Source organism: Streptomyces sp. R21, assembly GCF_041051975.1.
GTDB lineage: Bacteria > Actinomycetota > Actinomycetes > Streptomycetales > Streptomycetaceae > Streptomyces.
The window spans coordinates 8,424,171-8,447,638 of sequence record NZ_CP163435.1; the positions used below are offsets into that span (position 1 = coordinate 8,424,171).

The following is a 23,468-nucleotide window of genomic DNA, read 5'->3' on the forward strand; positions in this document are numbered from 1 at the left end:
CGCCTCCTATCGGCGGATGCGGGTCATCTTCGGGTCGAAGAGCGGCTCGTCGGCGACGGTCGCGGGGACCTTCTCGCCGAAGTACTCGATGTGCACACCGGTGCCGGTCGCCAGCGGCGGCAGCCAGGCGTACGCGACGCAGCGGCCCAGCGTGTAGCCGTACGAGGCGCTGGTGACGTAGCCGGACGGGGCGCCGTCGACATACACGGGCTCCTTGCCGAGAACGACGGCGGCGGGGTCGTCGAGGAGGAGCGGGGTGAGCCGGCGGGCCGGGGCGGCGGCCGCGTCGAGTGCCTCGCGTCCCACGAACTCCTTGTCCATGCGCACCGCGAAGCCGACGCCCGCCTCGAACGGGTCGTGCTCGTCCGTCATATCGGTGCCCCAGGCGCGGTAACCCTTCTCCAGGCGCAGGGAGTTGAAGGCGGAGCGCCCGGCCGCGACCACGCCGTGCGCCCGGCCCGCCTCCCACAGCGTGTCCCAGAGCCTGAGGCCCAGATCGGCGCTGGTGTACAGCTCCCAGCCGAGCTCGCCGACATAGCTCAACCGCATCGCGGTGACCGGGACTTGGCCCAGATATGTCTCCTTCGCACGGAAGTAGCCGAAGCCCTCGTGCGAGAAGTCGTCGCGGGTCAGCGGCTGGACGAGGTCGCGGGCGAGCGGACCCCAGACGCCGATACAGCAGGTGCCGGAGGTGATGTCCCTGATCTGGACACCGTCGGGCGCGTGCCGGGTCAACCAGTCCAGGTCGGCGGGGGAGTTGGCGCCGATCTGGAAGCGGTCGGGGCCCAGGCGCGCGACGGTCAGGTCGGAGCGGATGCCGCCCGTCTCGTCCAGGAGCAGTGTGTAGGTGACCGCGCCGGGCTTCTTGCGAAGGTTGTTGGTGGTCATGCGGTGCAGGAAGTCGAGGGCGCCGGGGCCGGTGACTTCCAGGCGGCGCAGGGGAGTCATGTCGTAGAGCGCGACCTTCTCGCGGGTCGCCTTCGCCTCGGCGGCCGCGATCGGCGACCAGTAACGGGCCGACCAGGCATCGCGCTCGGGCAGTTCCAGGCCGTCGACGAGCGGGGCGTTCGCCTCGTACCAGTGCGGGCGCTCCCAGCCGCCGCCCTCCAGGAAGTAGGCCCCCAGGGCCTGTTGGCGGGCGTAGAAGGGGCTGACGCGCAGGGGGCGCGGCTGCTCCATCGGCTGGAGGGGGTGCAGGACGTCGTACACCTCGACGAACTGCTGCGAACCGCGCTCCCTGATGTACGACGGTGAGCGCTGGGCGTCCTCGAAGCGGGTGAGGTCGGCCTCATGGACGTCGAGGGAGGGGCGCCCGTCGACCATCCACTCGGTGACGGCCTTGGCTACGCCGGCGGAATGAGTCACCCAGACGGCCTCGGCCAGCCAGAAGCCGCGCAGCCCGCGCGATTCGCCGAGTACCGGCATGCCGTCGGGGGTGAAGGAGAAGACGCCGTTGAAGCCCTCCTCGATCTCCGTGTCGCGCAGCGCGGGGATCAGCCACCGGCAGTCCTGCCAGCTCGGCGCCCAGTCCTCCTCGGTGAAGGGGAAGGAGGACGGCATCTCCAGGTCGTTCGCGCGCGCCTCGTCGTAGCCGAGGATCGCGAACGGGTCGACGGGCAGCGGCCGGTGGGCGTAACTGCCGATGCCGATGCGGTCGGTGTGCTCGCGGAAGTAGAGGTCGCGGTCCTGGAAGCGGAGGATGGGCTTCTCGGCTTCGGCGGTGGCGCCCGCGAGTTCGGGGAGTTGCCTGGTCTTCGCGTACTGGTGGGCCAGTGGCTGGAGGGGGATGTCGATTCCGGCCATGCGGCCGATGACCGGCCCCCAGAAACCGGCCGCCGAGACGACATGGTCGGCGGGGAAGGTGCCCCGGTCGGTGACGACCGCGGTGACCCGGCCGTCCTGCCGCTCGATGCCGGTGACCGTGTGGCGGTCCAGGAACCGGGCGCCGCGGCTCTCGGCGCGCTCCATCTGGGCGCGGGCCGCGAGCAGCGCGCGGGCCAGTCCGTCGTCGGGGGTGTGGAAGCCGCCGAGGACGGCCGACTCGTCGATGAGCGGCCACAGTTCCTTGCAGCGGGCGGCGCTGACGAGTTCGCCGCGCACGCCCCAGGAGGCCGCGTAGCCGGCTTTGCGGTGCAGGTCGGCGAGGCGCTCCGGGGTGGTCGCGAGCTCCAGGCCGCCGACCGGGTTGAAGCAGGAAACGCCTTCCACCTGGAGGGAGTTGAACTTCTCCACCGTGTACTGCGCGAAGGCCGTGAGCATCTTGGACGGGCCGGTCTGGAAGACCAGTCCCGGTGCGTGCGAGGTGGAGCCGCCCGGGGCGGGCAGCGGCCCCTGTTCGAGGACGGTGACGTCGGTCCAGCCGCGGGCGGTCAGCTCGTCGGCGAGGGAGCAGCCGACGATGCCGGCGCCGATGACGACGACCTGGGGACCGCGCGGGCGGGTTGTGGGCGTGCTGGACATGCCCCTCCTTGTGGTGGCGGGGACGGCAGGGGTCTGCGGGGCTGGGGATGACGGGCGCTGCGGAGCTGGCGATGACGGGGACTGGGGTGCGGGGGATGCCTAGGCGGCGGGGACGTTGGGCCGCTCGGCCGCGATCGTCGTGTCCTGGCCGTGCCCGGTGTGGACGACGGTGTCGCCGGGCAGTGTGAGCAGCCGGTTGCGCAGGGAGGCCTCGATGGTGGGCCGGTCCGAGTAGGAGCGGCCGGTGGCGCCCGGCCCGCCGTGGAAGAGGGTGTCGCCGGTGAAGACGGCGTCGAGGAAGGGGGCGTGGAGCGAGCAACTGCCCCAGGTGTGGCCGGGGTTGTGGATCACCTGGAGTTCGATTCCGGCGACCGTGAGGACCCGGCCGTCGGTGAGCTCGCCGTCCGGCTTGCGGGCGGGGTGGGTGAAGGACCACAGCTCGTTGTCGTCGGGGTGCAGGAGGACGGGCGCGCCGGTCAGGACGGAGAGTTCGGCGGCCGCGCCTATGTGGTCGTCGTGCGCGTGGGTGCAGACGATGGCGGTGACATGGCGGCCCGCGACCGCCTGGTGGATCGCATGGGCGTCGTGCGCGGCGTCGACGATCAGCACCTCTTCGTCGTCGCCGACCAGCCAGACGTTGTTGTCTACGTCGAAGGTGTCGCCGTCGAGGCTGAAGGTGCCGGAGGTGACGACGCGTTCGATGCGGACGGCTCCCCGGGCGGTCACAGAACCACCACCGAGCGCAGCACCTCACCGCGCTGCATCTTCGCGAACGCCTCCTCGACCTGCTCCAGGGCGATGGTCTCGCTGACGAAGGCCATGAGGTCCAACTGCCCGTACAGGTACTGGTCGATGAGGAACGGGAAGTCGCGGCTCGGCAGGCAGTCGCCGTACCAGGACGACTTGAGCGCGCCGCCGCGCGAGAACAGGTCGATCAGTGGGATCTCGACCTTCATCTCGGGGTCGGGGACGCCGACCTGAACCAGGATGCCGGCGTGGTCGCGCATGTAGAACGCCTGCTTGTACGTCTCCGGGCGGCCGACCGCGTCGATGGCGATGTCCACCCCGAAGCCGTCGGTGAGTGCCCGCACGGCCTCGACGGGGTCCGTACCGCGCGAGTTGACGGTGTGGGTGGCGCCGAACCTCTCCGCCTGGTCGAGCTTCTTGTCGTCGATGTCGACGGCGATGACCTTCATGGCGCCGTTCAGGCAGGCGCCCGCGATGGCCGCGTTGCCGACGCCGCCGCAGCCGATGACGGCGACCGTGTCTCCGCGGCCGACCTTGCCGGTGTTGACGGCGGCGCCGTATCCGGCCATCACCCCGCAGCCGATGAGGCCTGCGGCCTCGGGGCGGGCGGCGGGATCGATCTTCACGGCCTGTCCGGCCGCGACCAGGGTCTTCTCGGCGAAGGCGCCGATGCCGAGGGCGTTGCTGAGCGGGGTGCCGTCGAGCAGCGTCATCGGTTGGGTGGCATTGCGGGAGTCGAAGCAGTACCAGGGGCGGCCGCGGCGACAGGAGCGACAGGAACCGCAGGGGGCGCGCCAGGCGAGGACGACGTAGTCGCCGGGGACCAGGTCGGTGACGCCGTCACCGACCGCCTCGATGGTGCCGGCCGCCTCATGGCCGAGCAGGAACGGGAAGTCGTCGGTGATCGCGCCCTCCCGGTAGTGCAGATCCGTGTGGCAGACCCCGCAGGCCTGCACGTTGACGAGGACCTCGCCCGGCCCGGGATCGGGCACCACGATCGTCTGCACCTCGACGGGTGCGCCCTTTTTGACAGCGACTACGGCACGGACCTCGTGTGGCACGACCAGGCTCCTCTGCTGTTGCGCAGTGCGCGATGGGTTGCGCGTTGAGAGACATACTGGGAACGCCGTCAGGCGGCCGTCAAGAGGTGGGAGTTAACCCTTGGCAAAAGGAACGGGCGGTAGGAAACGTGGGCGATACATAGAGCCGATGCGGAGGGCGTGACGCGGGAGGCGGACGCGCTGGCGGACGCGGAGGGCCGAGGCGGAGGGTCGACGCTGGGGTCGAGGCAGAGGGTCGGCACAAAGGAGCGCGGGGCCAGGAGATTCCTGGCCCCGCGCTCCTTTGTGTGCTCGGTGCGGCCGCTTCCGGGTGGCCGCTTCGGTCCGTCAGAAGCCGTAGCCCATCCGGCGGGAGAGCTCGGCCGCGGCCGCGACCGTGCGTTTCGCCAGCTCGGGCAGCCGGTCCTGGCCGAGCCGGTACACGGGCCCCGAGACGCTGATCGCCGCGATGACCTTGCCGTCGTGGGCGCGCACGGGGGCGGCGACGGCGGCGAGGCCCAGCTCCAGCTCCTCCAGCGTGATCCCGTAGCCCTGCTCGATCACCGCCTCGAGTTCGCCGCGCAGCACCGAGCTTCCGGTGATCGTGCGCTCCGTGAAGCGCGGCAGGGAGCGGGCGAGCAGGCCTTCGCGCAGCGTGGGCGGCATGTGCGCGAGGAGCACCTTTCCGCTGGAGGTGGCGTGCAGCGGGGTGCGTCTGCCGAGCCAGTTCTGCGCGGTGACGGACGCGGTGCCGCGAGCCTGCATGATGTTGACGGCCGCGTCGTCGTCGAGCACCGCGATGTTGACCGTCTCGCCCAGCTCGTCCGCGAGTTCGCGGCAGACCGGCACGCCCTCCTGGGAGATGTCCAGGCGTACTGCGGCCGCCCCCGCGAGGCGCAGTACGGCGGCGCCCAGGTAGTACTTCCCGCGGTCCTTGGCCTGTGCCACCAGGCCGCGGTTCTCCAGGACGCCGAGCAGGCGGAACGCCGTGGACTTGTGGACGTCCAGCTCCTCGGCGATCTCGGTGACGCCCGCCTCGCCGTGCCGCGCGAGGATCTCCAGCACGCTCACCGCGCGGTCCACCGACTGGACCGCGCTGGCCGTGCCCCTGCCCTGCTGCTTCTCCGGAATGTCCTCGCTGCGGTCAGGCTGCTTCTGCGTGCGGGTCATGACTCAACTCTCACCACCTGGCGGCCCTGTTTGGGCCGCATCTGCGGGAAGCCCTTGACGTGACGGGACCCCCGCGCGGATTCTGTTGCGCATAGCGCTCCCTCGTGCGCCATGCGAAACATCATGTTACCGAAGCGTCCGGAACCGCAAAGGGTTCGGACAGCCTGGACCTGAAAGGTCCCGGACATCGTGTCCCGGACCGAGAGGGGGGCCCGTGATTCCCGTCTGCCGCCTTGAAGACCTCCCCGAGGGCGAATCCGTCAGAGTCGACACCACGCCGCCCGTCGCCGTGTTCAACGCCGACGGCGAGTTCTACGCCATCGACGACACCTGCACCCACCAGGACGCCTCCCTCTCGGAGGGCTGGCTGGAGGGCTGTCTGGTCGAATGCCCGCTGCACGCCGCATCATTCGATCTCCGTACGGGACAGCCGACGTGCCTGCCCGCACGCCGCCCCGTCCGCACTCACCGCGTCACCGTCGACGACGGCATCATCCATGTCCACCTGGCCGCGGAGGAGGGCACCGCAGCATGAGGAACGAGACCGGGTCCGACGCCCGCGGATCAGGCGGGAGCAGGGCCGACGACGCCGGAGCCGGCGGGAGTGGGGCCGACCGGGGCGGAGCCCGCGAGGCCGTTGTCCGCGAGGTCTGGGCACGTGTGGCTGGTGCGAGCGAGGCCGGCGTCAGCGAAGCCGGACCGCGCGTGCCCCGTGCCGCAGCCAAGGCCACAGGGGAGCGCTCATGAGGACCGTCACCGTCATCGGAGCCTCCCTCTCCGGGCTGTACGCGGCCCGCGAACTGCGGGCCCAGGGCTTCGACGGACGCCTGGTGATCGTCGGCGACGAAACCCATCGCCCCTACGACCGCCCGCCCCTGTCCAAGGACTTCCTCACCGGCAAGGCCGACGAGGAACACCTCGCTCTCACCGACGCCGACGAGAGCGCGGAACTCGACGCCGAGTGGCTCCTCGGCGTACGCGCCCGGGGACTCGACGCCCGCGGCCGCACCGTCCTCCTCGACGACGGCCGCACCGTCTCCACCGACGGCGTGGTCATCGCCACCGGCGCCTCGGCCCGCCGCCTCCCCGGCGACGACCTCGCCGGGGTGCACACCCTGCGCACCCTCGACGACGCCCGCGCCCTGCGCGAGGAACTCACCCGAGGCGCGCGCCGCGTCGTCGTCATCGGCGGCGGCTTCATCGGCGCCGAGACAGCGTCCTCCTGCGCCGCCCTCGGCCACCGGGTCACCGTCGTCGAGGCCGCTCCGCTGCCGCTCGTGCCCCAACTCGGCGCCGACATGGCCGCCGTGTGCGCCGCGCTGCACCGGCGCGGCGGCACCGACCTCGTCACCGGAACCGGCGTCGCCGGGCTGCGGGGGAGAGAGACCGCCGGCTCCGACGGCCGCCGCACCGTGACCGGCGTGGAGCTGGCCGACGGCCGGACACTGCCCGCCGACATCGTGATCGTCGGCATCGGCGCCATGCCCAACACCGGCTGGCTCGCCGGCTCGACCCTCGCCCTGCACGACGGCGTGCTGTGCGACGACGGCTGCGTGACCGGACTGCCGCAGGTGGTCGCCGTGGGCGATGTCGCCCGCGTCTCCGGCTCCCGCGCCGAGCACTGGACCTCCGCGACCGAGCAGCCCCGCGTCGCCGTACGCAACCTGCTCGCCGGGCGAACCGTCGAGACCGTGCGGTCGACGCCCTACTTCTGGTCCGACCAGTACGGTGCGCGCATCCAGTTCGCGGGGCGACGGCACGACACCGACACCGTCCGCATCGCCGAGGGCACGCTTCTGGACGGTGCGCCCGCCGAGGGCGGCTTCCTCGCCCTGTACGAGCGCGAAGGCCGTACGACGGCCGTACTCTCCATCGACCGCCCGCGCCCCTTCATGCGGGCACGACGCGAACTGGCCCGCAGCGCGGGCCCGGTGGAACCGGCGGCGCTGTGACGGCCTGAGCTTCGGGTGGGTGTGCCGATGCCTGCGGGCATACCCACCCGCGGCCCGACGGACGCGCCCGCTCGGACGCCTCCTAGGAGTGCGACAGCTGCCCGGCCCCGCCCCTGCGCCGTATTCGTGCCTGCGCCCGCGTGGCCGTGCGGGCCTGCCGCCGGGCCTTGCGCCGCTCGCGTCGCAGGGTCCGCGCGGTGCTGCTCGGCGCCGACACCACACCGTTCCGCTGGTTCCAGACCTGTCGTGTCACCCAGACGTCGAGTGCGCCCCAGGTGGCCACGACCGTGCTTGCCACGCTGCTCAGCACCATCGGGAAGGCCAGCCAGGATCCCGCCAGCGTGCACAGGAACGCCACCATCGCCTGCATCAGCGTCACGGCGATGAGCAGCACCGCCCGCACGGCCGCCGTACGCACCGGATCGGGCAGTCGCCTCCTTCGTGCGGGTTCCTCGATCCACAACGGCCGGTAGTACGCCTGCTCTTGGTACTCCTCCGTCGCGGCGGTCCGCTCGTCCGCCCGGCCGCGCTCACGCGTCGACGCCGACTGCACGTCCGCCTCGTCACGCCCGCTCACCGGAATGTCGCGATCCGTTGCCTGAGTGGCCCGCTGCGCCGCCGCGGGCGCCACGACGCCGATCCCGGGCGCCCCGCTCCGCTCTGCCGTGCCCATCAACTCGTCACTCCCCACCGCCCAGCAGACGCCTTGCACCGGTGTCACGCGACACCGCTCCCCATTGGCTGCCCGGCTTGCGCTGTTTTACGCCGCCTGGACGCGGCATGCGGCGCCTGTGGCCGATTCCGCCCCCAATTCCCTTACAGAAAGACGAACGGCGTGGCCCGAAGATTCCCACCGAACGAAGAAATCAGGCCAACTGACCATGTTCGCCACCGGACACGATCCGGGCCCAAGTGCCGCACAGGGGGCGGCAATCTCCCCCAATGAACGGACAACTCCCCATGTCTCGTTCCCTGGACACCCGGCGTGCGTCCGGACAGGCCTTCGAGTTACCTGTGTGTCGGTAGTAGGCTCACGCCGTTTGTTGACGCACATGTGTACCCCCGGGCCGGAGGGGGTCGAGCTGGGGGAGGCCATGCGCTTTCGCGGGAAGTCCATCCGCCGGAAGATCGTGGCGCTGCTCCTCGTGCCGCTGGTGTCCCTGACCGCGATCTGGGGTTTCGCCACGATCCTCACCGGGCGTGAGGCAAGTCAGCTGTTCAACGTGTCGAACGTGGTGGAGAAGGTCGGCTACCCGACCGAGGACGCCGTGCGTGTCCTGCAGACCGAACGCCGCCAGACCCTGGTCTACCTCGCCGACCCCCGGGCCTCGGACGCTCTCGCGGCCCTCAAGCGCAGCCGGGCCGCCACCGACAAGGCCGTCGCCAAGGTGCGCCGCAACGCCCGGAACGAGGACGTACGCGACGACATGGGTTCGGGCACCTCGGAGCGCCTCGCCTCCATCCTCGACGCCCTCGAGGGGATCACGTCGCTGCGCCGCAGCGTCGAGGACGGCACCGTCGACCGGTCCCAGGCCCTCGGCCTCTACAACCGCCTCATCGACCCCTGCTACGTCCTGATGGCCAACCTCCATGTGCTCGACAACGTGGAGATGGACAACCAGGGCCGCGCGCTCGTCAACGTCGCCCGCGCCCGCGAACTGCTCTCCCGCGAGGACGCCCTCCTCGGCTCCGCACTCGTCGCCGGACACCTCACCCGCGAAGAGATCCGCGACGTCTCCGACCTCGTCGCCCAGCGCACCCTGCTGTACGACATCAGCCTGCCGCTGCTGCCCTCCTCGGAGCGCGAACGCTACGAGCGCTACTGGAAGAACGCCGACACGGCGCCCCTGCGCGTCGCCGAGCAGGCCATCGCCATGTCCCCGGCCGGCTCGCCCAGCGGCGTCACCGCCAAAAGCTGGGACGGCGCCGCCGGACACGTGCTGGGCCAGCTCAGCAAGCTCAACGACAAGGCGGGCGACCGCTACCAGGACCGCGTCCGGCCGGTGGCCATGGGCGTCATCGCCAAGGCGGCCGTCGCAGGAGTCCTCGGGCTCATCGCCCTGCTGGTCTCGCTCTTCATGTCGGTACGCATCGGCCGGGGCCTCATCCGCGACCTGCGCCGACTGCGCCTGGAGGCCCACGAGGCGTCCGGCGTCCGGCTGCCCAGCGTCATGCGCCGCCTCTCCGCCGGCGAACAGGTCGACATCGAGACCGAAGTGCCGCGCCTGGAGTACGACAAGAACGAGATCGGCGACGTCGGCCAGGCCCTCAACACCCTCCAGCGCGCCGCCGTCGAGGCCGCAGTCAAGCAGTCCGAGCTGCGCGACGGCGTCTCCGAGGTCTTCGTCAACCTCGCCCGCCGCAGCCAGGTCCTGCTCCACAAGCAGCTCACCCTGCTCGACACCATGGAGCGCAGAACCGAGGACACCGACGAACTCGCCGACCTGTTCCGCCTCGACCACCTGACCACGCGCATGCGCCGGCACGCCGAGGGCCTGGTCATCCTCTCCGGCGCGGCCCCGTCCCGGCAGTGGCGCAGGCCCGTCCAGCTCATGGACATCGTCCGCGCCGCCGTCGCCGAGGTCGAGGACTACGAACGCATCGAGGTACGCCGCCTTCCGCGAGTCGCCGTCACCGGCCCCGCGGTCGCCGACCTCACCCACCTGGTGGCCGAACTCCTGGAGAACGCCACGGTGTTCTCGCCGCCGCACACCGCCGTGCAGGTCCTCGGCGAGCGCGTCGCCAACGGCTTCACCCTGGAGATCCACGACCGTGGCCTGGGCATGGCCGCCGAAGCGCTCCTCGACGCCAACCTGCGACTCGCCGAGACCCCCGAGTTCGAACTGTCCGACACCGACCGCCTCGGTCTCTTCGTGGTCAGCCGGCTCGCCCAGCGACAGAACGTCCGCGTCTCCCTCCAGCCCTCTCCGTACGGCGGCACCACCGCGGTCGTCTTCATCCCGGACGCGCTCCTCACCGACGACGTCCCGGACACCAACGGCATCGGCTTCCGCCTGGACCGCGCGCTCCCCTCGAAGGAGGGCGGCAGCGAGGACGACCGCACGGCGGCGCTCTCCCAGGTGCCCGTGCAACTCCCCGGCCTGCCCCCCTCGATCCTGGACGGGCCGGTCGAGCTGGAGGCGCCGGTCGACCTGGACGCCCTCACCGACTTCCCCGGGGCGCTCGGCGACGACGACAGCGAACGCGGCGGTCTGTTCCGGCCACGCCACTCTCTCGCCGGCGTCGCGGGCGAGCAGCACCAGCAGGCCCGCGACAATCGCGGCGAGCCCGCGCGCCCCGGCGACGACGACCACCCCGGCGGTCCCGTCCCGCTGCCACGGCGCCGGACCCCCAAACTCGTCAGCTCGCACGGACGTCCCGTGACCGAGTCGAGGACCCGGCGCGGTGCGCCGGACGCGGAGCCCGCGCAGAACCGGGAGCCGATCGGTGGCCTGGAGCCGGTGGACCGCGGCATGGCCGACCGGAGCATCGCGGAACTCGACGCGGCCAAGTCACCGGCCCCCCGTCGTGCCACCGGCGCCGAGCTGCCCGCACGGCGCAGGGGCGATCGCCCCGAAAGCTCGGCGCGCTCGGGCGGCGGGAGCGCCGAGGCCCCCGGCCTTCGCCAGCCGCCCGCCCTGCCCCAACGCACCCGCCGCCCCGCTTCGGGGCCCGCCGCCGAAGGCCCCGTCTCGCGCGCGGGTGGCGACACCCCGCGCTCCGACGCCGCGACGGACACGGCAGAATCGGCCACGGGCGCGCTGCCCCGCCGTGTCCGACAGGCCAATCTGGCCCCGCAGTTGAAGGAAGGGCCCGCGCGACAGACCGAGCGCGGCAAGGGCCAGGGCGGGGCCGACCCCGGCGACCGCGACGCCGACGAGGTGCGCAGCCGGATGGCCTCGCTCCAGCGGGGCTGGCAGCGCGGCCGCGACGAGAACGCCGCGGGTGACCAGGCCCAGGACGGCACAGCACCACGAACCACAGAGGGGGACGCTCCATGACCGCACCGAAGGCTGCAGGGCCTACCACGACCAGCACGGCGACCGGGGAGCTCAACTGGCTCCTGGACGACCTGGTGGACCGCGTCGCCAGCATCCGCAAGGCGATCGTGCTCTCCGGCGACGGCCTTCCCACCGGGGTGTCCAAGGACCTGACGCGGGAGGACAGCGAGCACCTGGCCGCCGTCGCCTCCGGATTCCACAGTCTCGCCAAGGGCGTCGGCCGCCACTTCGAGGCGGGCAGCGTCCGGCAGACCGTCGTCGAGCTGGACGACGCCTTCCTGTTCGTGACCGCCGCCGGTGACGGCAGCTGCCTCGCCGTGCTGTCGGACGCCGACTCGGACGTCGGGCAGGTCGCTTACGAAATGACGCTCCTGGTCAAGCGAGTAGGCGTACATCTGGCCGCCGCTCCGCGCACCGATCTGCCCTCGGGCGGGTAGTGGGATGACATGAGCGGAGACGGTCAGGGAAAACGCCACTGGTTCGACGACGAGGCCGGACCGGTGGTCCGTCCGTATGCCATGACGCGCGGCCGCACCACGAGTGCGGCACAGCACCGCCTCGACCTGATCGCGGTGGTCGTCGCCCAGACGCACACGGACGACCCCGAAGCGGACCAGACCCTGTCCCCGGAACACGTGGACATCGTCGAACTGTGCCGCGACGCTCCCCAGTCGGTCGCCGAGCTCGCCGCCGAACTCGACCTCCCCATCGGAGTGGTACGCGTCCTCATCGGGGACCTGGTGGACGAGGAAATGGTCCATGTGACACGGCCGGTACCCCCGGCCGAGCTGCCGGACGAGAGTATTCTGCGCGACGTGATCAGCGGCCTCCGGGCGCTCTGAGCAGCGCGGAAGCGGGGAACAGACGTGACAGGCTGGCAGTTCTGGGTCGACCGAGGCGGCACCTTCACCGACATCGTCGCGCGCCGCCCGGACGGCCGCCTGCTCACGCACAAGCTGCTCTCCGACAATCCGGCCAGGTACGCCGACGCGGCGGTCGCGGGCGTACGCGAACTCCTCGGCGAGGGCGGCGAGATCGAGGCCGTCCGCATGGGCACCACCGTCGCCACCAACGCCCTGCTGGAGCGCACGGGCGAACGCACCCTCCTCGTCGTCACCCGCGGATTCCGCGACGCGCTGCGCATCGCCTACCAGAACCGCCCTCGGATCTTCGCCCGCCGGATCGAACTGCCCGAGCTGCTGTACGAGCGCGTCATCGAGGTCGACGAGCGGATCACCGCCGACGGCACCGTCCTGCGCGCCCCCGACCTGGATGCTCTCGCCGGTCCCCTCCAGGAGGCCTACGACGCCGGGATCCGCGCCGTGGCCGTCGTCTGCATGCACAGCCATCTCCATCCCGCCCACGAGGAGGCCATCGGCGAGCTGGCCGCCCGCACCGGCTTCCCGCAGATCTCGCTCTCCAGCGAGGTCAGCCCACTGATGAAGCTCGTCCCGCGCGGCGACACCGCCGTCGTCGACGCCTACCTGTCGCCCGTGCTGCGTCGTTACGTCCAGCACGTCGCCGACGAGCTCGAGGGCGTGCGGCTGATGTTCATGCAGTCCAACGGCGGGCTCACCGAGGCCGGCCAGTTCCGCGGCAAGGACGCCATCCTCTCCGGGCCCGCGGGCGGCATCGTCGGCATGGCCCGCATGTCGCAACTGGCGGGCTTCGACCGTGTCATCGGTTTCGACATGGGCGGTACGTCGACGGACGTCTCGCACTTCGCGGGCGAGTACGAACGGGTCTTCACCACCCAGATCGCCGGCGTACGGCTGCGCGCGCCCATGCTGGACATCCACACCGTCGCGGCCGGCGGCGGCTCGGTGCTCCACTTCGACGGCACCCGCTATCGCGTGGGCCCCGACTCGGCGGGCGCGGACCCCGGCCCCGCCTGCTACCGGGGCGGCGGCCCGCTCACCGTCACCGACGCCAACGTGGCACTGGGCCGTATCCAACCCGCTCACTTCCCCAAGGTGTTCGGCCCCGACGGGGATCGGCCGCTGGACGAGACCCTGGTCCGCGACCGCTTCGCCGACCTCGCCCGCGAGATCGGCGAGAGGACCGGCGACAACCGGACGCCCGAGCAGGTCGCCGAGGGCTATCTGCAGATCGCCGTGGCCAACATCGCCAACGCCGTGAAGCGGATCTCCGTCCAGAAGGGCCACGACGTCACCCGGTACGTGCTGACGACCTTCGGCGGCGCGGGCGGCCAGCACGCGTGCATGGTCGCCGACTCGCTCGGCATCCGCACCGTCCTCGTACCACCCATGGCCGGTGTGCTGTCCGCCCTCGGCATCGGTCTCGCCGACACCACGGCCATGCGCGAGCAGTCCGTCGAGGCGCCGCTGGAGGCGTCCTCGATGCCCGGTGTCCTGAAGACCGCCGATGACCTGGAGAGCGCCGCCCGCGCCGAACTCCTCGCCGAGGACGTGCCCGAGGACCGCATCCGGGTGACCCGCCGCGCCCAGCTCCGCTATGACGGCACGGACACGGCACTCATCGTCGAGCTCACCGAGCCCGACGCCATGACCCACGCCTTCGAAGAACGCCACCGCGCCACCTACTCCTTCACCCTCGACCGCCCGATCGTCGTCGAAGCCCTCTCCGTGGAAGCCACCGGTCTTTCCGAACCCCCCGATCTCTCCACGCTCACCGCCGTCGACGGAGCCTCCGCCGCCCCCTCGGACCGTTCCGCCGCGCCGACGGTCAGCCTCCACACGGGCGGTGCCTGGCGGGACGTACCCCTGCACCGCCGCGAGGAACTGCCCCCCGGCGAAACCGTCGTCGGCCCCGCGATCATCACCGAGGCGGGTGCGACGACCGTCGTCGACGACGGGTGGCAGGCTGCCACCACCGACGACGGGCATCTGGTCATGGAACGCGTCGCGGTCACGGAGAGTTCCGAACTCGGCACGGAAGCGGACCCGGTTCTCCTGGAGGTCTTCAACAACCTCTTCATGTCGATCGCCGAACAAATGGGCGCCCGCCTGGAGTCCACCGCCCAGTCCGTCAACATCAAGGAGCGCCTCGACTTCTCCTGCGCGCTCTTCGACCCGGACGGAAACCTGGTGGCCAACGCGCCGCACATCCCCGTCCACCTGGGCTCCATGGGCACCAGCGTCAAGGAGGTCATCCGGCGACGCGGCGACGCCATGCGGCCCGGAGACACGTACGCGGTCAACGATCCGTACCACGGCGGCACCCACCTCCCCGACGTCACGGTCATCACCCCCGTCTTCGACACGGCGAGCGCGACAAGCGCGACGAGCACGGAGGGTGACCGAAACCTCCTCTTCTACGTCGCCTCCCGCGGCCACCACGCAGAGATCGGCGGCATCGCGCCCGGCTCCATGCCCGCGAACAGCCGCACGATCGAGGAAGAAGGCATCCTCTTCGACAACTGGCTGCTCGCCGAGGACGGCCGGTTCCGCGAGGCGGAGACCCTGCGCCTGCTCACCGAGGCGCCCTATCCCTCCCGCAACCCGAGGACCAACCTCGCCGACCTGCGCGCCCAGATCGCCGCCAACCAGAAGGGCGTCGACGAGGTCGCCCGCATGATCGACAACTTCGGACTCGACGTCGTCCAGGCGTACATGAAGCACGTCCAGGACAACGCCGAGGAAGCCGTCCGCCGCGTCATCGACGCCCTTGAAGACGGCGAGTTCGCCTACGAGACCGACTCCGGGGCCGTCATCCGGGTCCGCGTCCGAGTAGACCGCGAAAACCGCTCCGCGACGGTCGACTTCACGGGCACGTCCCCACAGCTCGCCACCAACTTCAACGCCCCCTTCGCCGTGGTCAACGCCGCCGTCCTGTACGTCTTCCGCACCCTGGTCGACGACGACATCCCCCTCAACGACGGCTGCCTGCGCCCCCTGGACATCGTCGTACCGCCCGGTTCCATGCTCGCCCCCGAACCCCCGGCCGCCGTGGTCGCGGGCAACGTCGAGACCTCGCAGGCGATCACCGGCGCCCTCTACGGGGCCCTGGGCGTGCAGGCCGAAGGCTCCGGCACGATGAACAACGTCACCTTCGGCAACGAGCGGTACCAGTACTACGAGACGGTGGCCTCCGGTTCCGGCGCGGGCGACGGCTTCCCCGGCGCACCCGTCGTGCAGACCCACATGACCAACTCGCGGCTCACCGACCCCGAGATCCTGGAGTGGCGGCTGCCGGTTCTGCTCGACGCGTTCGAGGTGCGGCACGGCAGCGGCGGCGCGGGGCGCTGGAGCGGCGGGGACGGGGCCGTGCGCCGCATCCGGTTCCGTGAACCCATGACCGTCTCCACGCTCTCCCAGCACCGCCGCGTCCCGCCCTACGGCATGGCCGGCGGCGCCCCCGGAGCGCTCGGCGCCAACCGGGTGGAGCGCGCGGACGGCACGGTCACCGAGCTCGGCGGAAGTGACACGGCGGACGTCGGCCCCGACGACGTACTCGTCATCGAAACCCCTGGCGGCGGAGGCTACGGCCCACCGTCGCGCGACCCCCATCAAGCAGGAGAAGAGAGCGATGATCTTCGGGCGTACTGAGCGCGGCAAGCCCCCGGTCGAGCCCGTCACCCTCAAGATCCTGGTGGCCGGCGGATTCGGCGTGGGCAAGACGACCCTCGTCGGCGCGGTCAGCGAGATCAAGCCGCTGCGCACCGAGGAACTGCTCACCGAGGCCGGCCGCCCGATCGACGACACCAGCGGTGTGGAGGGCAAGCACACCACCACCGTCGCCATGGACTTCGGCCGCATCACGCTCCGCGAGGACCTGGTGCTGTACCTCTTCGGGACGCCCGGGCAGGACCGCTTCTGGTTCCTGTGGGACGAGCTCGCCACCGGCGCGCTGGGCGCGGTCGTCCTCGCCGACACACGCCGCCTGGAGGACTGCTTCGCGGCCGTCGACTACTTCGAGCGACGCTCCATACCCTTCGTGGTCGGCGTCAACTGCTTCGAGGGCGCCTCCCGTTACCCCGCCGACGACGTCCGTCAGGCACTCGACCTCGACCCCGAGGTGCCCGTCGTGCTGACCGACGCGCGCGACCGCGAGTCGGTCAAGGAAGTCCTCATCGGCGTCGTCCAGCACGCGATGGCGTACGCCGCCGAACGTCGGCAGACCGTCACCACCTGACGCCGGCACCGGCCCGGCCCCGGGCACACCTACGGCCCGTACCCCCGCCGACCGGGGTACGGGTCGCAGTCGTGCACGCGCGCGTGGATCACGCCGGACGCACGCGCGCGTGGAGCCCGCTTTTCAGCGACCTCGATCTCAGCCGACGCCGTCCTCGTGCCAGCCGAAGCTCTTCTCCACCGCTTTGCGCCAGTTGTGGTACTCGTGATCACGCACCGACGCCGCCATCGACGGCGTCCACTCGACGTCCTTCTGCCAGTGCGACTTCAGCTCGTCGAGGTCGTTCCACACTCCGGTCGCGAGCCCGGCCGCATACGCGGCGCCCAGGCAGGTCGTCTCGGAGACCTTCGGGCGGACCACCGGGACGCCCAGCACATCCGCCTGGTGCTGCATCAGCAGGTTGTTCTTGGTCATGCCGCCGTCGACCTTGAGGATCGTGATGTTGACCCCGGAGTCCTGGTACATGGCGTCCACGACCTCGCGGGTCTGCCAGCTCGTCGCCTCCAGCACCGCACGGGCCAGGTGCGCCTTGGTGACGTACCGGGTGAGCCCGGTGACGACGCCTCGCGCGTCGGAGCGCCAGTACGGGGCGAACAGACCCGAGAACGCGGGCACGATGTAGGCGCCGCCGTTGTCGTCGACGCTCGCCGCCAGGGTCTCGATCTCGTCGGCGGAACGGATGATGCCCAGTTGGTCGCGGAACCACTGCACCAGCGCGCCGGTGATCGCGATCGAGCCCTCCAGGCAGTAGACCGGCGCCTCGGTGCCGATCTTGTATCCCATCGTCGTGAGCAGGCCGTTCTTCGAAGGGACGGGCCGGTTACCGGTGTTGAGCAGCAGGAAGCTGCCCGTTCCGTAGGTGTTCTTCGCGTTGCCCACGTCGAAGCAGGCCTGACCGAACACCGCCGCCTGCTGGTCGCCGAGCGCCGACGCGACGGGCACGCCCGCGAGTTGGCCCACAGCGGTGCCGTACACCTCGGAGGAGGACCTGATCTCGGGCAGGACCGCCTCGGGGACGTTCATCGCGGAGAGGATGGAAGGGTCCCACTGGAGCGTTTCGAGGTTCATCAGCATGGTGCGGCCCGCGTTGGTCACGTCGGTGACGTGCTGTCCGCCGTCGGTGCCGCCGGTCAGGTTCCAGATCAGCCAGGAGTCGATGGTCCCGAAGGCGATCTCGCCGCGCTCGGCGCGCGTGCGCAGGCCCGGCACGTTGTCGAGCAGCCAGGCCGCCTTCGGGCCGGAGAAGTAGCTGGCCAACGGCAGTCCGGTCTGCTCGCGGAAGCGGTCCTGCCCGTCCGAGCCGCCCAGTTCGTTGCAGAGCGCGGACGTCCGGGTGTCCTGCCAGACGATCGCGTTGTGCACGGGCTTGCCCGTGGCGCGATCCCAGAGGACCGTCGTCTCCCGCTGGTTGGTGATGCCGAGCGCGCTGAGCTGGTCGGCCCGCAGCCCGGCTTTGGCGATCGCTCCCGCGACCACCGCCTGCACCTTCGACCAGATCTCGGTGGCGTCATGCTCCACCCAGCCGGGCTTGGGGAAGATCTGGCGGTGTTCGCGCTGGTCGACGGCGACGATCGCGCCGCCCTGGTCGAAGATGATGCAGCGGCTGGAGGTGGTGCCCTGGTCGATTGCGGCAACGTACTTCTGGGCGTTGTCCGGCATGACGTCCCCTTCGTCAGAAGGCTGCGTTGTAGATCACGGCTCCGATGGCGGCACCCACGATCGGGCCGACCACCGGGATCCAGGAGTAACTCCACTCCGAAGTACCCTTGTTGGGAATCGGCAGCAGCGCGTGCGTGATGCGCGGCCCCAGGTCGCGGGCCGGGTTGATGGCGTACCCGGTGGGGCCGCCGAGCGACAGGCCGATGCCTACGACGAGGAGGGCGATGAGCAGGACGGGCAGGCCTGCGTCGCCGATGCCCGCCACGTGTTTGTCGCCGCCGACCATGGCCAGAATGGGCAGCATCAGGCCGATGCTGGCGATGATCTCGGTGATGAGGTTCTGCACCGGGTTGTTGATCTCGGGCCGGGTCGAGAAGATCCCCAGCGTCTCGATGGGATTCTCTCTGTTCAGGTTGAACTGGCCCAGGTAGAGCAGCCAGCACAGGACGGCCCCGATCATCGCTCCGGCGAGCTGCCCGAGGATGTAGAAGGGCACGTCCTCCCACTTGGTCGTGCCCTCGATCGCGAAGCCGATGGTCACGGCCGGGTTGATGTGCCCTCCGGACAGGGGCGCCGACGTATAGGCGCCGGCGAGCACTCCGAATCCCCATCCGAACGCGATGACCACCCAACCGGCGCCCTGCGCCTTGGACTTGTTGAGCGTGACAGCGGCGCACACGCCGGCGCCGAACAGAATCAGAATCGCAGTGCCGATCAACTCGCCGACAAAGATGTCTCCGTTGCTCATGGCGGCTCCTAGGCCTTGCCCGGAACGGAGCGCTCCGGGCCACCGTGCAGGGTGCGTTTCCCATGGCTACTTCAGCCGAGGACAGGGAGAACCCGCGCCCCGCCCGGCGTCCGTGACGAGCGTGCCGTCGCGCCGGAATCGCCTGTGGGGGATGGCCCTTGATACAGGCGGGAACCCGAGCGGCGCAGTGCCTGGAGACGCCCGAATGCGGCAATGCCGACTGACATCCGGAAGTGTTCACCGGCGCCCAGGGGGCGTCAAGGTCGTGGACCGCACCGGTTGGGGACCGCGATCGCGGTGCGAGGCCCACAGCTTTCCCGCGGAGACGGATGCGGCTACGGGGTGACCGGCGGGGTGCTTTCGTCCGGTGCCGTCATTGCCAGACCGGAACTCACGGCGTGTTTCTCATCGACACCCAGGCGGTTGATGTACGCCCAGCGGTCCAGATGAGTGCAGGCCCAGGCGGGGTCGTAGGCAGCCGTGGGGAGCTGCGGTATGCGTTTGCGGCCGGTCTCGTCCAGTCGATAGGGGACGTCGAAGGCCGTGTCCCAGTCGGTCAGATCCGCAGAGAAACGTGCTTCGGCCTCCGCGGCCCCGATCCCCAGGTGCTCGGAGATGTCCGCCCAGGAACTGCCGCGCTCGCGCTCGTAGATCACGGCCGAGGCGAGCGCGCGCTCGGCGAGCCGGACGAGCTGGAGCGCCTGCCCCACCCGGCCGCCGGGGCCGGTGTCGCCGTCGTTCCCGGTGGCCACCAGGCCCCTCGCGGCACCGGCCACGTCCACGGCGTGGTCGCACAGGGCCAGGCGCGCCAGCGACTCACGGGGGAAGCGGGCACGGTCGGCGTCGTAGGGGGTCGTCTCCGTCATGCCCGCAGCCTCGCAGGATGTCCCTGCTTCGAGCACCTGCATTTCGCCAGGGCGTGTTCCCATCAGCCCGCCTCCGGATCAGCCCCGGCTCGGCTCGCCCGCCGCGCACCCGGCCTGGGCCGGGGCCGACGCGGTCCCCGAGCCGCGGCGGATCTCCTGCCCCGGCAGGCCCGCGCGGCCCAGCACCCAACTCGCACCGCTGAGCGCCTTCGCGGCCTGTTTGAGGGGTGCCAGGCAGGCGGCGGCCTGTCGATGGTCGCTGACGCTTCCGGGGGCGCACAGGACGGTGGCCAGGGACAGCGTGACGGCCCGCCCGCCCGCCGACCACGGCGCGTCGAGCACCGAGGCGGCCAACGGGTCGAGCGAGTCCGGGTCCGCGAGGACGAGGAAGTCGTCGCCGCCGATGTGCCCCACCCGCGTCGCCCCGGTAGCGGCGTACTGCAGCGCCCGGGCCACCGCCCGGATCAGCTCGTCGCCCGCCGCGAACCCCGCTCCGTCGTTGACCTGCTTGAAGTGGTCGACGTCCAGCCAGCTCAGTGCGAACATCCGGCCGTCCGCGATCCGCCGGTCCACCTCGCCGGTGATCGCGTCCGAACCGGGCAGCCGGGTCAGCGGGTTGAGCGCTGCCGCCTCCTCGACCCGGCTCTCGGCGAGCGCCCGTACGAGATCCGCCAGCCGTACGACGCCCACGCACCGCCCGTAGTGGTCGACGACCGCGACATCGTCGGACGTACGGTCCCGGTCCCCGACCGCCACCACGTCGAGGACCTCCCACGCGGTGGCGTCGACGCCGACCGTGCGCGGCGCGTCGCCGAGCTTGGCGGCCGGCCGGTCGGCGTACAGAGCATGCCCGTAGCGCCCCGACATCGACAGCAGGAACCGGGAGCGGTGCACCGACCGGACAGGCGCCCCGGTCGAGTCCACGAGCAACACCCCGGAGACGTCGGGAGAACCCGTGAGCAGCGCCCGTACCTGCCCGGCCGACGCGGTGGCGGGCAGCAGCGCCGCGGGCCGCACGAACTGCCGTACGGGCGGCCCCGATCGCGGCGTCGCGAGGGCGGCGGGGGAGAGCGCCGGAACGTATACGTCCGCTGCCGGCAGCCGCGAAGGCGGCGCGAACAGCTCGCCCTGCGCCCACTGCGCGCCCGCCGCGATCGCGGCCGCGCACTGCCGCTCGGTCTCGACCCCCTCCACGGACAGCAGCGCGCCCAGTTGTTCGCACAGCGTCCGCATCGCGCGGACCGCCGCGGGCCGCGCCAGCAGGGAGACGTCGAGCTTCATCAGGTCCGGGGCGAGGTCGGTGAGCAGCCGCAGGGGTGCGTCACCGTCGCCCACTCCGTCCGCGCAGATCCGGAAGCCCTCGGCGCGCAGCGCGGCGACCGCCTCCAGCAGGGCGAGCTGCGGCACGTGCGTGAACGGCGGGCCGACGTCGATGGTCACCTCCCAGGGCCGCCGCCCGGCCTCGCGCACCGCGTCGCGCAGCGCGGCGAGCCCGCCGAGATCGGCGAGGGTCCCCGCGAACACATTGACGTGCAGCGGCAGCAGCGTCTCCTTCTGGGCCGCCGCCCGGATCGCCAACGCGGCCAGACGGCCGTCGAGTTCCGGGTCGCGACGGGCCTGCGCCAGGATGTCGCCGGTCTCCGGACGGGCGAGTATCTCCAGCGCCGTGACTCCTCCGGTCGTCAGGTTGACGATCGGCTGGAAGGCGAAGCGAAGAGCGTTCGTCCAGGAGGGCACGGCAGCATGATGGCGCTGCGGGCGCACGCCCGGGCGCGATTCATGAGCTGTTCACGCACGATTCCCGACTCGTCACACTGGGTGCGCACACCTGTCCGAACGCGGGGGGGAGGGGGCGGGTGCACGGACGGGGAATCACCGCACCGCGACAACCGAAGACCCGTGCCCGAACAGTCCCTGGTTCGCGGTGATCCCCACCCGCGCACCCGTGACCTGCCTGTCACCCGCGACGCCCCGCAACTGCCAGGTCAGCTCGCACACCTGGGCGATGGCCTGCGCCGGAACCGCCTCTCCGAAGGAGGCCAGTCCGCCGCTGACGTTCACCGGTATGCGTCCGCCGAGCGCCGTGGCGCCTTCGCGCAGCAGCTTGGCGGCCTCGCCCTCGGCGCACAGCCCAAGGTCCTCGTACCACTGCAACTCCAGTGCCGTGGACAGGTCGTAGACCTCGGCGAGCGAGAGGTCCTCGGGACCGATGCCCGCCTCTTCGTAGGCCGTCCGTGCGATCGACGCCCGGAAGGTCTCGGCCGCCGGCGCCACCGTGGCCGCGGAGTCGGTCGCGATGTCCGGCAGGTCGAGCACCGTGCTGGGGTAGCGCGGTGTCACCGTGGACACCGCCCGTATCCGTACGGGGTCCGCCGCCCCGTGGCGTCGCGCGAACTCCATGCTGGACAGGACCAGCGCGGCGCCTCCGTCGGAGGTGGCGCAGATGTCGAGCAGCCGCAGCGGATCGGCCACGACCGCGGACCCGGCGACCTCGTCGGCGGTGACCCTCTTGCGGTAGCGCGCGTTCGGATTGAGCGCCCCTTGGGCGGCGTTCTTCACTTTGACCTGCGCGAAGTCCTCCAGCGTGTCCCCGTGCACGGCCATCCGCCGCCGGGCGAACAGCCCGAAGTACGTCGGATTCGTCGCCCCGAGCACCCGGAACCGCAGCCAGTCGGGATCATCCGGCCGCTCTCCGCCTGCAGGGCGGAAGAACCCCTTGGGCGCCGCGTCCGCGCCCACCACGAGCACCACGTCCGCGAGCCCCGCCAGGATCTGCGCCCGGGCCGTGTTGAGCGCCTGCGCCCCGGACGCACACGCCGCGTACACGCTCGCGACACGCGCCCCCTGCCAGCCGAGCGCCTTCGCGAATGTCGCCCCCGCCACGTACCCGGGATAGCCACCGCGCACCGTGTCCGCACCCACGATCGAGCCGACGTCCCGCCAGCCGACCCCGGCATCGGCCAGCGCCGCGCGCGCGGCCACCACTCCGTACTCGACGAAGCTCCGCCCCCACTTGCCCCACGGGTGCATGCCCGCCCCGAGCACCGCCACCTCGCCTGTCATACCGTCACCCCCGTGGGCCGCCAGTGCCATGTCGTCCAGGTCGTCTCCGCGTCCTCGTTGAGCACCCCGGGGACGACCTCCACCTCCATGCCCACCGTCAGATCGGCGACGGTGACCCCGGGAACCGTCTGACCGAGCACCACGATCCGCTCGGATTCCAGCTCCACAGCGATCAACGCGTACGGTTCCCACGAGAGTTCCGGATCGGACACGTACGGTGACGGAGGCCGGTAGCGGCTGTCCGTGTACGACCAGACGCGGCCCCGCCGGGACAGTGGGACCTCCTGGAGCTCGCCGCCCGGGCAGCCGGGATTGCGGCAGAAGGCGTCCTCGCGGGGAAAGAAGACCGAGGCGCACGCCGAGCAGCGCGTGCCGATGAGCCGGAAGTCGTCCCCGTCCCCGGAGAACCATCCGGCGACCACAGGTGTGCGTGTACGCGACAAGACCCCTCCATGGCACTGGATCTGACGGAACGTCAGAAGTGTGCCACGGGCAACCGTAATTCGGCAGGGCGTCACGGAGAACCATGCAGGCCCTTGCGGCGTCGGAGTATCGGGAGGGACGGCCGGGGCCCACGGGGGTGGCTCCGGCCGTCCCTCGTTTCCGTACGAGCCGTCCCTCCTTTCCGTGCGAGGGGACGGCGCGCG

General features: G+C 71.3%; 18 protein-coding genes. 7 read left to right on the forward strand and 11 right to left on the reverse strand.

What is annotated here, in order from left to right:
• Nucleotides 1-6 precede the first annotated feature (6 nt).
• The 4 genes from AB5J56_RS37535 to AB5J56_RS37550 all read right to left on the reverse strand — a co-directional run bounded on the left by AB5J56_RS37535 (nucleotide 7) and on the right by AB5J56_RS37550 (nucleotide 5,417).
• Nucleotides 7-2,460, reverse strand: a complete 2,454-nt coding sequence (locus AB5J56_RS37535) for an FAD-dependent oxidoreductase (protein ID WP_369239651.1) — start codon at nucleotides 2,458-2,460, stop codon at nucleotides 7-9.
• A gap of 99 nt (nucleotides 2,461-2,559) precedes the next feature.
• Nucleotides 2,560-3,186 carry an MBL fold metallo-hydrolase gene (locus tag AB5J56_RS37540; RefSeq protein ID WP_369239653.1) on the reverse strand — a complete coding sequence of 209 codons (627 nt, stop codon included), beginning with the start codon at nucleotides 3,184-3,186 and terminating at the stop codon, nucleotides 2,560-2,562.
• Nucleotides 3,183-4,268 (reverse strand): S-(hydroxymethyl)mycothiol dehydrogenase, encoded by a 1,086-nt coding sequence (locus AB5J56_RS37545; RefSeq protein WP_369239655.1) that lies wholly within the window; start codon nucleotides 4,266-4,268, stop codon nucleotides 3,183-3,185. Before AB5J56_RS37545 ends, AB5J56_RS37540 begins: the two co-directional genes overlap by 4 nt.
• A 327-nt stretch (nucleotides 4,269-4,595) precedes the next feature.
• A complete protein-coding gene (locus AB5J56_RS37550; protein ID WP_369239657.1) occupies nucleotides 4,596-5,417 on the reverse strand; it encodes an IclR family transcriptional regulator in 822 nt (273 codons plus the stop codon).
• Between the two features lie 214 nt (nucleotides 5,418-5,631).
• On the opposite strand from AB5J56_RS37550, the gene AB5J56_RS37555 reads away from it, so the two are divergent.
• Complete coding sequence (locus tag AB5J56_RS37555) at nucleotides 5,632-5,952, forward strand: bifunctional 3-phenylpropionate/cinnamic acid dioxygenase ferredoxin subunit (RefSeq protein WP_369239659.1); 321 nt, start codon at nucleotides 5,632-5,634, stop codon at nucleotides 5,950-5,952.
• Nucleotides 5,953-6,160: 208 nt separating this feature from the next.
• Nucleotides 6,161-7,369, forward strand: a complete 1,209-nt coding sequence (locus AB5J56_RS37560; protein WP_369239661.1) for an NAD(P)/FAD-dependent oxidoreductase — start codon at nucleotides 6,161-6,163, stop codon at nucleotides 7,367-7,369.
• Between the two features lie 82 nt (nucleotides 7,370-7,451).
• Here the strand turns inward: AB5J56_RS37560 and AB5J56_RS37565 are convergent, their stop codons facing one another.
• The gene (locus AB5J56_RS37565) at nucleotides 7,452-8,042 is read right to left on the reverse strand and encodes a hypothetical protein (RefSeq protein WP_369243028.1); all 591 of its coding nucleotides are present in this window, start codon (nucleotides 8,040-8,042) and stop codon (nucleotides 7,452-7,454) included.
• A gap of 421 nt (nucleotides 8,043-8,463) precedes the next feature.
• On the opposite strand from AB5J56_RS37565, the gene AB5J56_RS37570 reads away from it, so the two are divergent.
• Genes AB5J56_RS37570 through AB5J56_RS37590 form a run of 5 tightly spaced genes read left to right on the forward strand, consistent with a single transcriptional unit; the run spans nucleotide 8,464 to nucleotide 16,485 of the window.
• Nucleotides 8,464-11,370, forward strand: a complete 2,907-nt coding sequence (locus tag AB5J56_RS37570; RefSeq protein WP_369239663.1) for a nitrate- and nitrite sensing domain-containing protein — start codon at nucleotides 8,464-8,466, stop codon at nucleotides 11,368-11,370.
• The gene (locus tag AB5J56_RS37575) at nucleotides 11,367-11,807 is read left to right on the forward strand and encodes a roadblock/LC7 domain-containing protein (RefSeq protein ID WP_369239665.1); all 441 of its coding nucleotides are present in this window, start codon (nucleotides 11,367-11,369) and stop codon (nucleotides 11,805-11,807) included. Before AB5J56_RS37570 ends, AB5J56_RS37575 begins: the two co-directional genes overlap by 4 nt.
• Nucleotides 11,808-11,816: 9 nt before the next feature.
• Entirely contained in the window at nucleotides 11,817-12,212 is a 396-nt protein-coding gene (locus tag AB5J56_RS37580; RefSeq protein WP_369239667.1) for a DUF742 domain-containing protein, read from the forward strand.
• 24 nt (nucleotides 12,213-12,236) lie between these two features.
• Nucleotides 12,237-15,899, forward strand: coding sequence for a hydantoinase B/oxoprolinase family protein (locus AB5J56_RS37585; protein ID WP_369239669.1), 3,663 nt, complete (start codon nucleotides 12,237-12,239; stop codon nucleotides 15,897-15,899).
• Complete coding sequence (locus AB5J56_RS37590) at nucleotides 15,880-16,485, forward strand: ATP/GTP-binding protein (RefSeq protein ID WP_369239671.1); 606 nt, start codon at nucleotides 15,880-15,882, stop codon at nucleotides 16,483-16,485. The genes AB5J56_RS37585 and AB5J56_RS37590 overlap by 20 nt, the downstream gene beginning before the upstream one ends.
• A gap of 138 nt (nucleotides 16,486-16,623) precedes the next feature.
• Here AB5J56_RS37590 and glpK read toward each other — a convergent pair whose 3' ends face one another.
• The 6 genes from glpK to AB5J56_RS37620 all read right to left on the reverse strand — a co-directional run bounded on the left by glpK (nucleotide 16,624) and on the right by AB5J56_RS37620 (nucleotide 23,243).
• Nucleotides 16,624-18,144: a glycerol kinase GlpK gene (gene glpK / locus AB5J56_RS37595; protein WP_369239673.1), complete on the reverse strand. Its 1,521-nt coding sequence runs from the start codon at nucleotides 18,142-18,144 to the stop codon at nucleotides 16,624-16,626.
• Between the two features lie 13 nt (nucleotides 18,145-18,157).
• Nucleotides 18,158-18,892 carry an MIP/aquaporin family protein gene (locus AB5J56_RS37600; protein ID WP_369239675.1) on the reverse strand — a complete coding sequence of 245 codons (735 nt, stop codon included), beginning with the start codon at nucleotides 18,890-18,892 and terminating at the stop codon, nucleotides 18,158-18,160.
• 335 nt (nucleotides 18,893-19,227) lie between these two features.
• Nucleotides 19,228-19,758, reverse strand: a complete 531-nt coding sequence (locus AB5J56_RS37605) for a hypothetical protein (protein WP_369239677.1) — start codon at nucleotides 19,756-19,758, stop codon at nucleotides 19,228-19,230.
• Between the two features lie 78 nt (nucleotides 19,759-19,836).
• Entirely contained in the window at nucleotides 19,837-21,495 is a 1,659-nt protein-coding gene (locus AB5J56_RS37610; RefSeq protein ID WP_369239679.1) for an EAL domain-containing protein, read from the reverse strand.
• A gap of 135 nt (nucleotides 21,496-21,630) precedes the next feature.
• On the reverse strand, nucleotides 21,631-22,821 hold the full coding sequence (locus AB5J56_RS37615; protein WP_369239681.1) for a lipid-transfer protein: 1,191 nt from the start codon (nucleotides 22,819-22,821) through the stop codon (nucleotides 21,631-21,633).
• On the reverse strand, nucleotides 22,818-23,243 hold the full coding sequence (locus tag AB5J56_RS37620) for a Zn-ribbon domain-containing OB-fold protein (protein WP_369243030.1): 426 nt from the start codon (nucleotides 23,241-23,243) through the stop codon (nucleotides 22,818-22,820). The genes AB5J56_RS37615 and AB5J56_RS37620 overlap by 4 nt, the downstream gene beginning before the upstream one ends.
• Nucleotides 23,244-23,468: the final 225 nt, after the last annotated feature.

What these genes read in the sequence shown, in the direction of transcription:
- AB5J56_RS37535 (WP_369239651.1), bottom strand. Translation starts at nt 2,460, where the DNA reads ATGTCCAGCACGCCCACAACCCGCCCGCGCGGTCCCCAGGTCGTCGTC.
- AB5J56_RS37550 (WP_369239657.1), bottom strand. Translation starts at nt 5,417, where the DNA reads ATGACCCGCACGCAGAAGCAGCCTGACCGCAGCGAGGACATTCCGGAG.
- AB5J56_RS37560 (WP_369239661.1), top strand. Translation starts at nt 6,161, where the DNA reads ATGAGGACCGTCACCGTCATCGGAGCCTCCCTCTCCGGGCTGTACGCG.
- AB5J56_RS37565 (WP_369243028.1), bottom strand. Translation starts at nt 8,042, where the DNA reads ATGGGCACGGCAGAGCGGAGCGGGGCGCCCGGGATCGGCGTCGTGGCG.
- AB5J56_RS37570 (WP_369239663.1), top strand. Translation starts at nt 8,464, where the DNA reads ATGCGCTTTCGCGGGAAGTCCATCCGCCGGAAGATCGTGGCGCTGCTC.
- AB5J56_RS37575 (WP_369239665.1), top strand. Translation starts at nt 11,367, where the DNA reads ATGACCGCACCGAAGGCTGCAGGGCCTACCACGACCAGCACGGCGACC.
- AB5J56_RS37580 (WP_369239667.1), top strand. Translation starts at nt 11,817, where the DNA reads ATGAGCGGAGACGGTCAGGGAAAACGCCACTGGTTCGACGACGAGGCC.
- AB5J56_RS37590 (WP_369239671.1), top strand. Translation starts at nt 15,880, where the DNA reads ATGATCTTCGGGCGTACTGAGCGCGGCAAGCCCCCGGTCGAGCCCGTC.
- glpK (WP_369239673.1), bottom strand. Translation starts at nt 18,144, where the DNA reads ATGCCGGACAACGCCCAGAAGTACGTTGCCGCAATCGACCAGGGCACC.
- AB5J56_RS37600 (WP_369239675.1), bottom strand. Translation starts at nt 18,892, where the DNA reads ATGAGCAACGGAGACATCTTTGTCGGCGAGTTGATCGGCACTGCGATT.
- AB5J56_RS37605 (WP_369239677.1), bottom strand. Translation starts at nt 19,758, where the DNA reads ATGACGGAGACGACCCCCTACGACGCCGACCGTGCCCGCTTCCCCCGT.
- AB5J56_RS37615 (WP_369239681.1), bottom strand. Translation starts at nt 22,821, where the DNA reads ATGACAGGCGAGGTGGCGGTGCTCGGGGCGGGCATGCACCCGTGGGGC.